The following is a 14,331-nucleotide window of genomic DNA, read 5'->3' as shown; positions in this document are numbered from 1 at the left end:
TAGGCGAAAAAACTAGAGAATGAAAGGAGAGGGAAAATGTTCGAACTCGTAGACAACATCCCCGCTAGCCCGGTTATCAAAGTAATCGGTGTCGGCGGTGGCGGCGGCAACGCTGTCAACCACATGGTCAAGAGCAACATTGAAGGCGTTGAATTCATCTGCGCCAACACTGATGCCCAGGCGCTGAAATCCATCGGCGCGCGGACCATCCTGCAATTGGGCACTGGCGTAACCAAAGGCCTGGGCGCCGGCGCCAACCCTGAGGTCGGTCGTCAGGCCGCTCTCGAAGACCGTGAGCGCATCGCAGAAGTCCTGCAAGGCACCAACATGGTGTTCATTACCACGGGCATGGGCGGCGGCACCGGTACTGGTGCGGCGCCAATCATTGCCGAAGTGGCCAAGGAAATGGGGATCCTCACCGTTGCGGTGGTGACTCGTCCGTTCCCTTTCGAAGGCCGCAAGCGTATGCAGATCGCCGACGAAGGTATCCGTCTGCTGTCTGAAAGCGTCGACTCGTTGATCACCATTCCCAACGAGAAGCTGCTGACCATCCTCGGTAAAGACGCAAGCCTGCTGTCGGCTTTCGCCAAGGCTGACGATGTACTGGCCGGTGCTGTTCGCGGTATCTCCGACATCATCAAGCGTCCGGGTATGATCAACGTCGACTTTGCCGACGTACGGACTGTCATGAGCGAAATGGGCATGGCAATGATGGGCACTGGCTGCGCCAGCGGTCCGAACCGTGCACGCGAGGCCACCGAAGCGGCCATCCGCAACCCGTTGCTCGAAGACGTGAACCTGCAAGGTGCACGCGGCATCCTGGTGAACATCACCGCCGGTCCTGACCTGTCCCTGGGTGAGTACTCCGACGTGGGTAGCATCATCGAAGCCTTCGCTTCCGAGCACGCGATGGTCAAGGTCGGTACCGTTATCGATCCGGACATGCGCGACGAGTTGCACGTTACCGTGGTTGCCACGGGTCTGGGCGCGAAAATCGAGAAGCCTGTGAAGGTCATCGACAACACCGTTCACACTTCCATGGCTTCGCAACCGCAACAACAAGTGGCTTCGCGTCAGGAAGCACCTGCGGTGAACTACCGTGATCTGGACCGTCCGACCGTCATGCGCAACCAGGCCCAGGCCGGTGCTGCGACTGCCGCGAAGATGAATCCGCAAGACGATCTGGATTACCTGGACATCCCGGCTTTCCTGCGTCGTCAGGCCGATTGATGAAATGTATCAGGGGGATACGGGTGATTGGTGTTCAGCAAAGGTCTGGTCTGCTATCATCGCCAGCCTTTGTTGATACCAGTTCGCAATTTGCGCTGAAGCGGCCCATGCCATGATTAAACAACGCACCCTGAAGAATATTATCCGTGCCACAGGTGTCGGCTTGCACTCCGGCGAGAAGGTCTACCTGACCCTCAAGCCCGCGCCTATCGATACCGGCATTGTGTTTTGTCGTGCCGACCTCGACCCTGTGGTGCAGATTCCTGCTCGCGCGGAAAACGTTGGTGAAACCACTATGTCGACCACACTGGTCAACGGTGACACCAAAGTGGACACGGTGGAGCATTTGCTCTCGGCCATGGCTGGCCTGGGCATCGATAACGCCTACGTCGAGCTCTCCGCGTCCGAAGTCCCGATCATGGATGGCAGTGCCGGACCCTTCGTATTCCTGATTCAATCGGCTGGCCTGGAAGAACAGGACGCGGCCAAGAAGTTCATCCGCATCCTGCGGGAAGTGACAGTGGAAGATGGCGACAAGCGCGCCACTTTCGTCCCTTTCGAAGGTTTCAAGGTGAGCTTCGAGATCGATTTCGATCACCCGGTTTTCCGTGACCGCACCCAGAGTGCAAGCGTGGATTTTTCCAGCACTTCGTTCGTAAAAGAAGTCAGCCGCGCCCGTACCTTTGGTTTCATGAGTGACATCGAGTACCTGCGCAAGCACAACCTCGCACTCGGCGGCAGTGTTGAAAACGCGATCGTGGTCGATTCCGATGGTGTCTTGAACGAAGACGGCCTTCGCTATGAAGACGAATTCGTCAAACACAAGATCCTCGATGCAATCGGCGACCTCTACCTGCTGGGCAATAGCCTGATTGGTGAGTTCAAGGGCTTCAAGTCCGGCCATGCACTGAACAACCAGCTGCTGCGCAAGTTGATTGAGCAGAAAGATGCTTGGGAAGTCGTGACGTTCGAAGACGCCAGCACCGCGCCAATCTCTTACATGCGTCCTGTTGCGGCCGTGTAAGCAAAAAACCTCTCTAGTTTTTGAAGGCTGCCTTTGGGTGGCCTTTTTTATGGGCGCTTTTTTGGTGTTTATATCCGTTATTTCGGTAACGGCGGCTTATGGTTCCGCTCTTACAGCGGGTCACTTTTGAAGAGCGCAAAAGTAACCAAAACGCTCTTGCCCCACCACTCGGTGCCTCGCCTAGGCTCGGCATGCCCGAACGAAGGCATTGCTCCGTGGGCCCGCCGCGAAGGGCCATCCATGGCCCAGCGCGGCTATCCCGGCATCCATGCCGGGATGCCCACTCCACAATGCCTGCGTTCGGCCAGCGTGGTTAACGGGGCGCCCGAGATCAACGTCCACCGCGAGGCGGCCTAACAGCCGGCCTGGCTCTCCTGGTCATACACCTGTCAGATCTGTGGGAGCAAAGCTTGCTCGCGATGGGGCCAGCACATCCAACATCACCGCAAGCTGATACACCGCCTTCGCGAGCAAGCCCGCTCCCACATTCAATCTTCAGTGAACACAAAACTTATGCCCAACACAGCCCCCCTGTGGGAGCGAGCCTGCTCGCGATGAGGCCAGTAAGCCCAACATCCCTGTGACTGAACCACCGCCATCGCGAGCAGGCTCGCTGCCACATTCAATCTTCAGTGGACACAAAATTCATATCCAACACAGCCCCCCTGTGGGAGCGAGGCTGCTCGCGATGAGGCCAGTAAGCCCAACATCCCTGTGACTGAACCACCGCCATCGCGAGCAGGCTCGCTCCCACAGTCAATCTTCAGCGGACACAAAATTCATATCCAACACAGCCCCCCTGTGGGAGCGGGCTTGCTCGCGAAGGGGTCAGCACATCCAACATCTTCATCGACTGTGATACTGCTTTCGCGAGCAAGCTGAACTGGCCTAATAATTCCGGACACCTCTTAAGGGCGATATGATTTCGCCAATTTGGAGGTTCCATGAAAGAAAGAAGAGTCTTTTCCCGCGAGTTCAAACATCGTGCGGCCAGCATGGTGATTGATGACAACTGTTCAGTACAGGAAGTCTGCGCGTCGCTGGACATCAGTGCCACCGCATTACGACGGTGGGTGGACCAGGTTCGCAAGGAGCAAAAAGGTCAGCCAGTTCAAGGCACCAAGGCCATTACTGAGGATCAACGGCAGATTCAGGATCTGAAAGCCAAGATCAAACGCATGGAAATGGAAGCCGAAATCTTAAAAAAGGCTACCGCTCTCTTGATGTCGGATCCCGATCGTTTTCGATGATCGCGGAGCTAAGAGAGTCATTCCCGACCGCCATTCTGTGTCGCGTTTTCGATGTGAAGCGCAGCAGCTTTTACGAGTGGCTACAGCGTCTCTCGCGGCCTAAGATCGAGCGCGAAGAACTCAAGGGGAAGGTGGTTGAACTGCACAGCGAAAGCCGGGAAGCCATGGGGTCCAGAACGATCAGCAAGCATCTGAAGGCCCAAAACATAGCGGTCGGCAGAAGCCTTGTTAGAACACTGATGAGGGAAGCCAACATTGTCAGTAAACAACGCCAGCCTCACCCATTCAGGTCCAAAGGAGTTGAAGCATTTGTCGCACCCAATCTGCTCAAGCGTAATTTCAAGCCGACCGTGGTCAATCAGGTCTGGTGTGGCGACGTTACAAGCTTGATGGTGGGTAAACGCTGGGTTCATCTGGCCATTGTGATCGACTTGTTTGCTCGCCGGGTCATTGGCTGGGCATTTTCGCTGGTCAATGACGCCAACCTGGTCAGCAAGGCGTTACGCATGGCGATAGAGCTTCGAACATGCCCACCTGGATTGATGTTTCATTCGGACCAGGGCTGTCAGTACACCAGCCGCAAGTTTCAAGAAGAGTTGATGCGTCATGGCATTTTGCAAAGCATGAGTCATCGCGGGCAGTGCTGGGACAATGCTCCAACAGAACGTTTTTTCGGCACCCTGAAGTCAGAATGGGTCCCTCGCAACGGTTACAGCACGAGCGAGGAAGCACAAACCGATATGGTGCGCTTCTTCATGTACTACAACCGCACCAGGCTCCACAGCTACAACGACTACCTATCGCCAATAGCCATGGAGCAAAAAGCAGCATAAACACCGTAACTGGTGTCCGGATTTACTTGACCAGTTCAAGCCCGCTCCCACAGGAGAAATACGGTCCCCATCAAGAACCAGGTCGGCTATCAGGCCGCCTCGTGGCGGACGTTGATTTCGGCGCCCCGTTAACCACGCTGGCTGAACGGAGGTGTTGTGGAGTGGGCAACCCGGCATGGATGCCGGGATAGCCGCGCTGGGCCATGGATGGCCCTTCGCGGCGGCCCACGGAGCAATGCCTTCGTTCAGGCATGCCGAGCCTAGGCGAGGCACCGAGTGGTGGGGCAAGAGCGTTTTGGTTACTTTTGACTGGGCCGGCTCCCGGGCTCTTCAAAAGTGACCCGCTGTAAGAGCGGAACCGCCAGTGGCCGTTACCGCAGCAACGGATATACACACTAAGTGAACAGCCACAGGGAAAGCGTCACATCGCACAAACCACACGATTTCGCCCACTGGCCTTAGCCTGGTACAGCGCCTTGTCCGCGGCGAACAAAAGTTGCTGGAGCTCGCCATACGGCCCGTTTACCCAAGTGGCGATGCCGATACTCACCGTCATCGGCGCTCCCCCCTCGATCACAGGTGGCAACTGTTCAACCGCGTCGCGAATGTTCTGGGCCATGGTGAATGCACCGGCGGTGGTGGTTTCCGGCAGCACCACCGAGAACTCTTCACCACCGTAGCGCGCCGCCAGGTCGGCGGGGCGGCGAACATGCTTGCCGATCAATTGCGCCAAAGCTCGCAAGGCCTCATCACCCCGTTGATGGCCATGGCGATCATTAAATGCCTTGAAGTGATCCGCATCGATCATCAAGACAGACAACGGTTGACCCGAACGTTGGGCACGCAGCCATTCCTGTTGCAACGTCTCGTCCAGTGTTCGTCTGTTGGCCAGTCCTGTAAGGGAGTCGACGGATGCCAGTTGAGCCAATTCCCGTTCAGCTCTGTAGCGGCGTCGCAATTCGCGGCGCAGCAGCCAGGTGAGCCAGAGCAAACCGATGCACAGCGCGCCGGTAGCGCCACTGACCAACAATGCCGTGCGTTGCCATGACGCGAACACCTCTTGAGAGGAGAGCGCCACCACGACAATCAAGGGCAAGTTGCCCACCTGGGAAAAGGTATACAGGCGCGGCTTCTGATCCTGGCCGGAAACGCTGGTGAAACTGCCATTGCCTTCGCGCAGGATCCGCATGAAATTCGGTCGGTGACTGAAGTCCTTGCCTGTCAGGTCTTCGGCCAAGGGGGGCTCTTGTGCCAGGAGGATACCGTCGCGGCTGACCAGGTTGACCGTACCGCCATGACCGATGTTCAGACTCTTGAACAATTGGTTGAAGTAATTGAGGCGCATCGCGGCCTCGGCCACGCCCATGAACTCGCCTCGTTCGTCGCTAAGTCGATAGCTGAAACTGATGCGCCAGTCCTGCGCATGACTTCTGGAGCGGAACGGGCGGCTGATCATCATGTCCGGGCTTGGATCTTGGACATGGGACTGGAAATACTCCCGATCGGCATAGTTGCCTTTGCGCGGTGTGATCGAGGCGGAGTCAGCGATCACATCGCCGCGTTTGTCCAGCAGCAGGATATCGCCTTTGTAGGGGGCGGCGGTGGCGCGGTCGAACAGTGCCAGATGGCGAATCGCTGGTGAAACGTCTTCCAGATCGTCACGTTTGGCGGCAGCGACCAGACCTTGCAACGACAGGTCGTAGAGCTCCACGTTACGCAACACATCGGCGTCAATCAGTTGCACGATATTGGTCGCCGCACGTGTCGCTGCCTGTTGTGCGGCGGCATGTTCGCGGATCAGCAGAAAAGTCACGATGCTCAGGATAGCAACGACAACCAGCGAACTGGCCAGTACGAGTACCCGTTCGGAACGTATCGAAGGCGGGGTGTTGCCAGGTGTCGCACTGCGCGCGCTCATGGGTCCGATGTCTGCATTGTCATGTGGCTGGGATCCGTCCCAAAGGATTGCAAACCGGCAATGAACCAGATGCTGGCCTTTTGCTGATTGTGCTTGGATCGGTGAGGGCGGGCAATCAGTGTTTGCGCAATAAATGGGTAGGAGCTGCCGAAGGCTGCGATCTGTCGATTTTGATCGAGTTGGCTTTCGCCCAGCATTCAACGCAGGAAAAGATCGAGCCTTGTGGCTGTCTCAGGCTGGCAAGCGGATCCCGAACGTGTTGGCGCCTTGGTCGCTGTGCACAAACACATCGCCACCATGCATCAGAGCAATGGCCTTGACGATGGCCAGCCCCAGCCCATGGTTGGCGCCACTGTTGCTGCGCGAGGCATCGACGCGATAGAAGCGTTCGAACAGGCGTGGCAGATGCTCGCCGGCAATCGGCTCGCCGGGATTGGTGACGGCGAGGCTGATCTGGTCGCCAAGGGCTTCGATGCGCACGTCGATCACTTGCCCTGGCGCGGTGTGCTGCACGGCGTTGCTCAGCAGGTTGATCAGCGCCCGACGCAGGTGGGCGATCTCGATGCTTGCCTGGGCGTCACCGCTGACCCGGACCTGGACCTGGGCATCTTCCAGAATGAAGTCCAGGTAGTCGAGGGTGGTCGCCACCTCGCCGGCCAGGGAGGTGCTGGTCAGCTTGGTGGCCTTGCTGCCCTGGTCTGCGCTGGCCAGGAACAGCATGTCGTTGATGATCGAGCGCAGCCGCTCCAACTCCTCGAGATTCGATTGCAGTACTTCGAAGTAGTGTTCGGCCGAGCGTCCCCGGGTCAGTGCCACTTGGGTCTGGCCGATCAGGTTGGTCAGGGGCGAGCGTAATTCATGGGCGACGTCGGCATTGAACGATTCCAGCCGCGAATAAGCCTGTTCGACCCGGTCGAGGGTGGCGTTGAAGGAACTGACGAACTGGCTCAGCTCCGGCGGCAAGGGCGATAGCTGCAAGCGCCCGGACAGGCGGGGCGGGGCCAGGCGCCGGGCTTCATCGGACAGCTTGATCAGCGGCTTGAGGCCGATGCGCGCAACCCAGTAGCCCAGCAACGAAGCCAGGAGCACACCGACAATCGCCAGGCTCACCAGCGCCACCAACAGGCGATGCTGGGTCTGGTAGAAGGTCTGGGTGTCGATGCCGATCATGAAGCGCAGCGGCGGACGCTGGTCCTTGGCCGGGAACTGGCTCACCAGCACTTTCACCGGGTAGTGCCGATGGGGCAAGGTCAGGTCGCGCTTACCCAGGGGGCCTTGGGCAAAGGTGCGGATCTGCGCATCGGGATCGCCGTATTCAAAGCGTGGATCGTCGCTGACGATCCAGAAATGGATGCGCTTGTCTTCTTCACCGAGCAACCGCAGCTTGTTGTTGATCTTCACCCAGTGTTCAGGCGTGCCGTAGCGGCCAACGGTAGACTCCAGAACACTGTAGCGGGCATCGAGCTCGGCTTCGGGCAACAGGCCCAGGCCCTTGGCGACCTGTTGGTACAAGGCGCCCCCGATCAACAGGAACACCAGCGCCGCCACCAGCGTAAACAGGCCGCTCAGGCGCAGGGCGATGCTGTTAGGGAGCGTCATCACTGCGATTCTCCAGCACATAACCCATGCCGCGAATGGTGTGTAGCAACTTCTGTTCGAACGGCCCGTCGAGCTTGGCTCGCAAGCGTTTGATCGCCACTTCCACCACGTTGGCGTCACTGTCGAAGTTGATGTCCCAGACCATTTCGGCAATGGCGGTTTTCGAGAGGATTTCACCCTGGCGGCGGGCCAGGACGCTGAGCAGGGAGAACTCCTTGGCCGTCAGGTCCAGGCGCTGGCCAGCACGTGTGGCCTTGCGGCTGATCAGGTCGATCCACAGGTCGGCGATGCTCACCTGCACCGGTTCATGGCCGCCGCTGCGACGGGTCAGGGCTTGCAGGCGGGCCACCAGTTCGAGGAAGGAGAAGGGCTTGCCCAGGTAGTCATCGGCGCCGTCGCGCAAGCCTCTGATACGGTCCTCGACCCGTTCCCGGGCGGTGAGCATGATCACCGGGGTCTGCTTTCGGGCGCGCAGGGCCCGCAGTACGCCGAAGCCGTCCAGGCCTGGCAGCATCACGTCGAGCACGATCACCGCATAGTCGGTTTCCAGGGCCAGGTGCAGTCCCTCGATGCCGTCCGGCGCCACGTCCACGGTGTAGCCCTGTTCGGTCAGGCCGCGGTGCAGGTAGTCCGCGGTTTTTTCTTCGTCTTCGATAATCAGAACGCGCATGGCCCTGCCTCAGTGGTCTGTGCTCGCCAGCGCCGCCGTCGGCGCCGACCCTGGCTGATGGGCGGGCCGATGGAACAGTCGCTCCAGCCACAAGTATATGACCGGTGTGGTGAACAGCGTCAGCGCCTGGCTCACCAGCAGGCCGCCCACCACCGCGATGCCCAGGGGCTGGCGCAGCTCCGAGCCGGGGCCATAGCCGAGCATTAGCGGCAAGGCGCCGAGCAGGGCGGCCAGGGTGGTCATCATGATCGGCCGGAAACGTGTCAGGCACGCCTGGAAAATCGCCTCCTGGGGCGCCAGGCCTTTGTTGCGCTGGGCGTCGAGGGCGAAGTCGATCATCAGGATGCCGTTCTTCTTGACGATCCCGATCAGCAGCACCAGGCCGATCAGCGCCATGATCGAAAAGTCCTGGCCCAGCAGCCAGAGCATGATCAGCGCGCCGAGGCCGGCCGAGGGCAGGGTGGAGATGATCGTCAACGGGTGCACGAAACTCTCGTAGAGCACGCCGAGGATGATGTACACGGCCACCAGTGCGGCGAGGATCAGCCATGGCTGGCTCGCCAGGGAACTCTGGAAGGCCTGGGCCGCGCCCTGGAAGCTGCCGGTAATGGCGGCGGGCATGCCGATTTCGTTCTTCGCCTGGTCGAGCAGGCGCACCGCGTCCCCCAGGGCCACGCCGGGCGCCAGGTTGAATGACAGGTTGGCGGCCGGGAACATGCCGTCGTGGGCAATTGACAGCGGGCCGTTGCTCGGCGCATCGAAACGGGCCAGGGCCGAGAGCGGCACCATTTCCCCACTCAGGGGCGAACGCAGGTAGAAATACGCCAGGCTTTCGGCCTTGCCTCGTTGCGCGGTGTCGAGCTCCAGGATCACGTTGTACTGGTTGGTCTCGGTCTGGAATTCATTGATCTGCCGCTGGCCGAAGGCGTCGTACAGGGCCTGGTCGACATCGGTGGCGGTGAGGCCGAAGCGAGCCGCCGCGCTGCGGTCGATGTTGATGTGGGTGATGCTGCCGCCCAGTTGCAGGTCGTTGGAGATGTCACGGAACGCCGGGTTGCCACGCAGCTTGTCGGTGAGTTTTTGCGTCCAGGCGTTGAGGCTCGGTCCGTCGTTGCTCTTGAGCACGTATTGATATTGGGCGCGACTGGGGCCAGAACTGAGGTTGATGTCTTGCCCGGCCCTGAGGTACAGCACCACGCCGGGGATTTTCAGCAATTGCGGGCGGATCCGGTCGATGAAGACGCTGGCCGACACGTCACGCTCGCCACGGGGCTTGAGGGCGATCCAGAAGCGGCCGTTGGCGATGGTCTGGTTGTTGCCCGAGACACCGACGGAGTGGGAGAAGGTCTGCACCGCCGGGTCGGCGGCGACGATTTCGGCCAGGGCCTTGTGCTTGGCCACCATGTCGGGGAACGACACATCGGCGGCGGCTTCGCTGGTACCCAGCACCAGGCCGGTGTCCTGTACCGGGAAGAACCCCTTGGGAATGAACACGTAGCCCACCACCGCCAGTGCCAGGGTCAGGCCGAACACGCCGATCATCAGCTTTTGATGGGCCAGGGCCCGACGCAGGCCGTGCTCGTACCGGCTCAGCAAACGCTCGCCGAACCCTGGCGTGCTGTGGGCATGATGCACCGGGGCGCGCATGAACAGCGCGGCCAGGGTCGGCGCCAAGGTGAGCGACACTACCACCGAAATCAGGATGGTCGAGGTGGCGGTCAGGGCAAACTCCTTGAACAGGCGCCCGACCACGCCGCCCATGAACAGCAGCGGAATGAACGCCGCCACCAGCGAGAGGCTGATGGAGACCACGGTAAAGCCGATTTCGCCAGCGCCCTTGATCGCCGCCTCGCGCATGCTTTCGCCGGCCTCCAGGTGCCGGTGGATGTTCTCCACCACCACAATCGCATCGTCCACCACGAACCCCACCGAGATGACAATCGCCACCAGGGTCAGGTTGTTCAGGCTGAAGCCCATCACATACATCAGCGCGAAACTGGCGGTCAGCGACACCCCCAGCACCGCCGAGACGATCAGGGTCGCCGAGAGCTGGCGCAGGAACAGCGCCATCACCGCGACCACCAGCAGCACCGCAATCAGAAGGGTGATTTCCACTTCATGCAACGAGGCGCGGATGGTCTGGGTGCGGTCGATCAGGACCTTGACCTGAACGGCGGCGGGCAACATGGCTTGCAGGGTGGGCAGGGCCGCCTGGATGCGGTCGACGGTCTCGACGATGTTTGCCCCCGGTTGCCGGAAGATCACCAGGTTGACCCCCGGCTCGTTGTCGGACCAGGCCTGGACGTAGGCGTTTTCCGAGCCGTTGACGACCTTGGCGATGTCCTTGAGCTGTACCGGTGCCCCGTCCCGGTAGGACACGATCAGCTCACCGTACTCCGCAGGCTTGAACAACTGGTCGTTGGTGGACAGGGTGGAAATGCTCGAATCGCCGTACAGGGCGCCCTTGGCCAGGTTGAGGCTGGCCTGCTGGAGCGCCAGACGGATGTCCGCCAGGGTCAGGCCGATGGCGGCGAGCCGGTCAGCCGAGGCCTGGACCCGGATCGCCGGACGCTGTTGGCCGGTGATGTAGATTTGTCCTACGCCATCGATCTGGCTGATCTGACGCGAGAGCAGGGTTTCGACGTAGTCGCTCAGCTCGGTGCCGGGCATCAGGGAGGAACTGACGCTGAGGATCAGCACCGGGCTGTCGGCGGGGTTGACCTTGCGCCAGGTCGGCAGGTTCGGCATGTCGTTGGGCAGTTTGCCGGCGGCGGTGTTGATCGCCGCCTGTACTTCCTGGGCGGCGGTGTCGATGCTTTTATCGAGGCTGAATTGCAGGATCAGGTTGGTCGAGCCCAGGGCACTGCTGGAAGTCATCTGGGTGATGCCGGGAATGGCGCTGAATTGCACTTCCAGGGGCGTCGCCACCGACGAGGCCATGGTTTCGGGACTGGCCCCAGGCAACTGCGCGTTGACCTGGATGGTCGGGAATTCGGCCTCCGGCAACGGTGCGACGGGCAGGCGAGGAAACGCGATCACCCCCAGCAGTACCAGGGCAAACGTCAGCAGCACCGTGGCAATGGGGTGGTCGATGCACCACGCCGAAACCGAGCCGCGACCCTTCATGGTTGCGGCTCCGTGGTCTTGGCCAGGGCGGGCGGATCACTGAGCACCTGGATGTGGCTGCCTGGCTTGAGCCGTGACTGACCATCGCTCACCAGTTGATCGCCAGCGTTCACCCCTTTGATGATGTGCAAGTCGCTGTCCTGGTACACCATCACCACCGGCACGCTCTCGACCTTGTCGCCCTTGATCCGGTACACGAAGTGTTGCTCCAGCCCGCGCTGGACCACAGTGGGAGGCACCACCAGGGCGTCCTTGTCGAGGGCGGTCTGGATCTTCAACGTCACCAGTTGCCCGGGCCACAGCCGTTGCGCGGCATTGTTGAATTCAGCCTTGGCCCGCAGGGTTCCGGTGTTGGCGTTGATCTGGTTGTCGATGAGGCTCAGGCGTCCCTCGCCGAGCAGCTCCCCGGTGGCACCATCGGCGCCGATATAAGCCTTGACCAAGGCTTGCTCGGGCGCGGCGATCAACCGTTGCAAGGTGGGCAGCATTTGCTGGGGCAGGGAGAACTCCACGGCGATCGGGTCGATCTGGGTCACCGTGAACAGGCCTTCGGTGTCGCTGGTGCGCAGGAAGTTGCCTTCATCCACATTGCGAATGCCGACGCGACCGCTCACCGGGGAGCGGATCTGTGTGTAGGACAGTTGCACCTGCGCCGAGTCGATGGCCGCCTGGTTGCCCTGGGCGGTGGCCTTGAGCTGGTTGACCAGCGCCTGTTGCTGGTCATAGGTCTGCTTCGATACGCCGTCATCGACGCTCAGCAATTTGTAGCGCTTGAGATTGACCTGGGCCACCGCCAACTGCGCCTGGCTCTCGCCGAGCTGGGCCCGGGCCTGGTCGAGGCTGGCGCGGATCGAACGATCGTCGATGGTCGCCAACAGGTCACCCTTCTTGACCCGTTGCCCTTCCTTGACCAGCAACCGGGTGAGGATGCCGTCGATCTGCGGCCGGATGACCACGCTGTGCAGCGACAGGACCGTGCCGATGCCGCTGGCGAAGCGCGGTACATCCTTTTGCACCACGCTGATGGCCCGTACCGGAACGGCAGTCGGAGCGCTGGGCTTGGCGGTCACGGGCTTGAGCACAAACCAGAGGACGAGGGCCACCAAGGCGACCAACAACACGACGAGCAGGACGGTTTTCTTCTGGGTGTGCATGGATATGAAGGGCCGGTTCGGGACACAGGAGTTTGAGCTTTCTTATATAGCGTTACGAGCCGGTCAGGAAGGTGACGGCTAACTGACAGGCTTGTCAGTTTTGTCCCGGCTTGCTGTCAGATGAATGGTTGTACCTGATGAAACTGCCCTGCGCGCTGTGATATCGGGCAGGTATACTGGCGCCTTTCGCGGCTCGCCCTTCGGGCCCGACTTGCATGCATGACCCGGAGCCTTACATGACTTCCCCGACACCTTCGCCTGCGGATGAACTCCCCGGCGGCGAACAGGCCGATTTGTCCGACAGCGATGTTTCCAGCGCCGAGGACGCCAAAGCGGCGATCCCTGCCTTCAAGTTCCCGTTCAAACCCGGTGAACTGGCTGCGGCCAAGGGCGCCGGCCAGCAGCCGTGGTACAAGAACGGCGCGAAGAATGGCCATACCAAGACCCCGGGCGCCGCGCCTCCCGGTACGCGTCGTTCGATGGGCAAGCGCTGACATCATCCTTCACGCACGGGGGCGACTTCAGTTCGCGACCCGTGCGCCTGCCAGGCTTCCACTCAATTCGTAAGCCGCCAGCTCAGACTGGTGCGCCGCAAGGATTTCCGGCAACGAGCCTCGCAGGTACTCGACCCAGGTCTTGATCTTCGCATCCAGGTATTGGCGCGACGGGTAGATGGCATAGAGGTTCAGTTCCTGGGAGCGGTAGTTGGGCATCACCCGCACCAGCGTGCCGTTGCGCAAGCCTTCGATGGCCGCGTACACCGGTAATACCCCCACGCCCATGCCGCTGGTGATTGCGGTTTTCATCGCGTCGGCGGAATTCACCAGGAACGGTGAGCTGTTGATGGTGACCATCTCCTGGCCTTCCGGGCCGTCGAACACCCATTTTTCCAGCGGAATGACCGGGCTGACCAGGCGCAGGCAGGCGTGGTTGAGCAGGTCGCCGGGTTTTTGCGGGCAGCCGCTGGCTTTCACGTAGGCGGGCGATGCGCAGACGATGCTGTAGGTGATCCCCAGGCGCTGGGAGACGAAGCCCGAATCCGGCAGCTCGCTGGCGAGCACGATGGAGACGTCGTAGCCCTCGTCGAGGATGTCCGGCACGCGGTTGGCCAGGGTCAGGTCGAAGGTCACATCCGGATGGGTCTTGCGGTAACGGGCGATGGCGTCGATCACGAAATGCTGGCCGATACCGGTCATCGTATGGACCTTCAACTGCCCGGCCGGTCGCGCGTGGGCGTCGCTGGCCTCGGCTTCGGCTTCTTCGACATAAGCCAGGATCTGCTCGCAACGCAGCAAGTAGCGTTTACCCGCCTCGGTCAGGGCGATGCGGCGAGTGGTGCGGTTGAGCAGGCGGGTTTGCAGATGGGCTTCCAGGTTGGAAACTGCGCGCGAGATGTTGGCCGTCGTGGTGTCCAGTTGCGCGGCGGCGGCGGTGAAGCTGCCAGCTTCGGCAACACAACTGAACGCGCGCATGTTTTGCAAGGTGTCCATGGAGGGCTCTCTTGGGAGGTGGCAAATTGTGACACGA

General features: G+C 60.7%; 12 protein-coding genes. 6 read left to right on the top strand and 6 right to left on the bottom strand.

The genetic code is table 11. The features are described 5' to 3' along the window. The first annotated feature begins 36 nt into the window (after positions 1-36). The 5 genes from ftsZ (at position 37) to HU749_RS24265 (ending at position 4,337) form a co-directional block, all read left to right on the top strand. Complete coding sequence (gene ftsZ / locus HU749_RS24280; RefSeq protein WP_014340060.1) at positions 37-1,230, top strand: cell division protein FtsZ; 1,194 nt, start codon at positions 37-39, stop codon at positions 1,228-1,230. Positions 1,231-1,342: 112 nt separating this feature from the next. Then, positions 1,343-2,254 (top strand): UDP-3-O-acyl-N-acetylglucosamine deacetylase, encoded by a 912-nt coding sequence (gene lpxC, locus HU749_RS24275; RefSeq protein WP_003178240.1) that lies wholly within the window; start codon positions 1,343-1,345, stop codon positions 2,252-2,254. Positions 2,255-2,425: 171 nt separating this feature from the next. After that, positions 2,426-2,611, top strand: coding sequence for a nucleoid-structuring protein H-NS (locus HU749_RS24270; protein ID WP_217870587.1), 186 nt, complete (start codon positions 2,426-2,428; stop codon positions 2,609-2,611). A gap of 587 nt (positions 2,612-3,198) precedes the next feature. Beyond that, the gene (locus HU749_RS29315) at positions 3,199-3,504 is read left to right on the top strand and encodes a transposase (RefSeq protein WP_038858942.1); all 306 of its coding nucleotides are present in this window, start codon (positions 3,199-3,201) and stop codon (positions 3,502-3,504) included. Further along, positions 3,501-4,337, top strand: coding sequence for an IS3 family transposase (locus HU749_RS24265; protein ID WP_225919112.1), 837 nt, complete (start codon positions 3,501-3,503; stop codon positions 4,335-4,337). Before HU749_RS29315 ends, HU749_RS24265 begins: the two co-directional genes overlap by 4 nt. Positions 4,338-4,758: 421 nt before the next feature. Here the strand turns inward: HU749_RS24265 and HU749_RS24260 are convergent, their stop codons facing one another. From HU749_RS24260 to HU749_RS24240, 5 genes are all read right to left on the bottom strand, one after another. After that, positions 4,759-6,255: a sensor domain-containing diguanylate cyclase gene (locus tag HU749_RS24260; protein WP_095974793.1), complete on the bottom strand. Its 1,497-nt coding sequence runs from the start codon at positions 6,253-6,255 to the stop codon at positions 4,759-4,761. 231 nt (positions 6,256-6,486) lie between these two features. Further along, complete coding sequence (locus tag HU749_RS24255; protein WP_046064892.1) at positions 6,487-7,854, bottom strand: heavy metal sensor histidine kinase; 1,368 nt, start codon at positions 7,852-7,854, stop codon at positions 6,487-6,489. Further along, the gene (locus HU749_RS24250) at positions 7,841-8,524 is read right to left on the bottom strand and encodes a heavy metal response regulator transcription factor (protein WP_095974792.1); all 684 of its coding nucleotides are present in this window, start codon (positions 8,522-8,524) and stop codon (positions 7,841-7,843) included. Before HU749_RS24250 ends, HU749_RS24255 begins: the two co-directional genes overlap by 14 nt. A 9-nt stretch (positions 8,525-8,533) precedes the next feature. After that, complete coding sequence (locus HU749_RS24245; RefSeq protein WP_079302565.1) at positions 8,534-11,650, bottom strand: multidrug efflux RND transporter permease subunit; 3,117 nt, start codon at positions 11,648-11,650, stop codon at positions 8,534-8,536. Next, complete coding sequence (locus HU749_RS24240) at positions 11,647-12,804, bottom strand: efflux RND transporter periplasmic adaptor subunit (RefSeq protein WP_046064890.1); 1,158 nt, start codon at positions 12,802-12,804, stop codon at positions 11,647-11,649. Before HU749_RS24240 ends, HU749_RS24245 begins: the two co-directional genes overlap by 4 nt. A 236-nt stretch (positions 12,805-13,040) precedes the next feature. On the opposite strand from HU749_RS24240, the gene HU749_RS24235 reads away from it, so the two are divergent. Further along, positions 13,041-13,298, top strand: coding sequence for a hypothetical protein (locus tag HU749_RS24235; RefSeq protein ID WP_018606117.1), 258 nt, complete (start codon positions 13,041-13,043; stop codon positions 13,296-13,298). Between the two features lie 27 nt (positions 13,299-13,325). On the opposite strand, the gene HU749_RS24230 is transcribed toward HU749_RS24235, so the two are convergent. Continuing rightward, the gene (locus HU749_RS24230) at positions 13,326-14,294 is read right to left on the bottom strand and encodes a LysR family transcriptional regulator (protein WP_003205334.1); all 969 of its coding nucleotides are present in this window, start codon (positions 14,292-14,294) and stop codon (positions 13,326-13,328) included. Between the last annotated feature and the right edge of the window lie 37 nt (positions 14,295-14,331).

The sequence above is a fragment of the Pseudomonas ogarae genome (assembly GCF_014268695.2).
Taxonomy (GTDB): domain Bacteria; phylum Pseudomonadota; class Gammaproteobacteria; order Pseudomonadales; family Pseudomonadaceae; genus Aquipseudomonas; species Aquipseudomonas kilonensis.
Note: the sequence above shows the minus strand (reverse complement) of the source record. Positions and strands in the feature narration are given on the sequence as shown.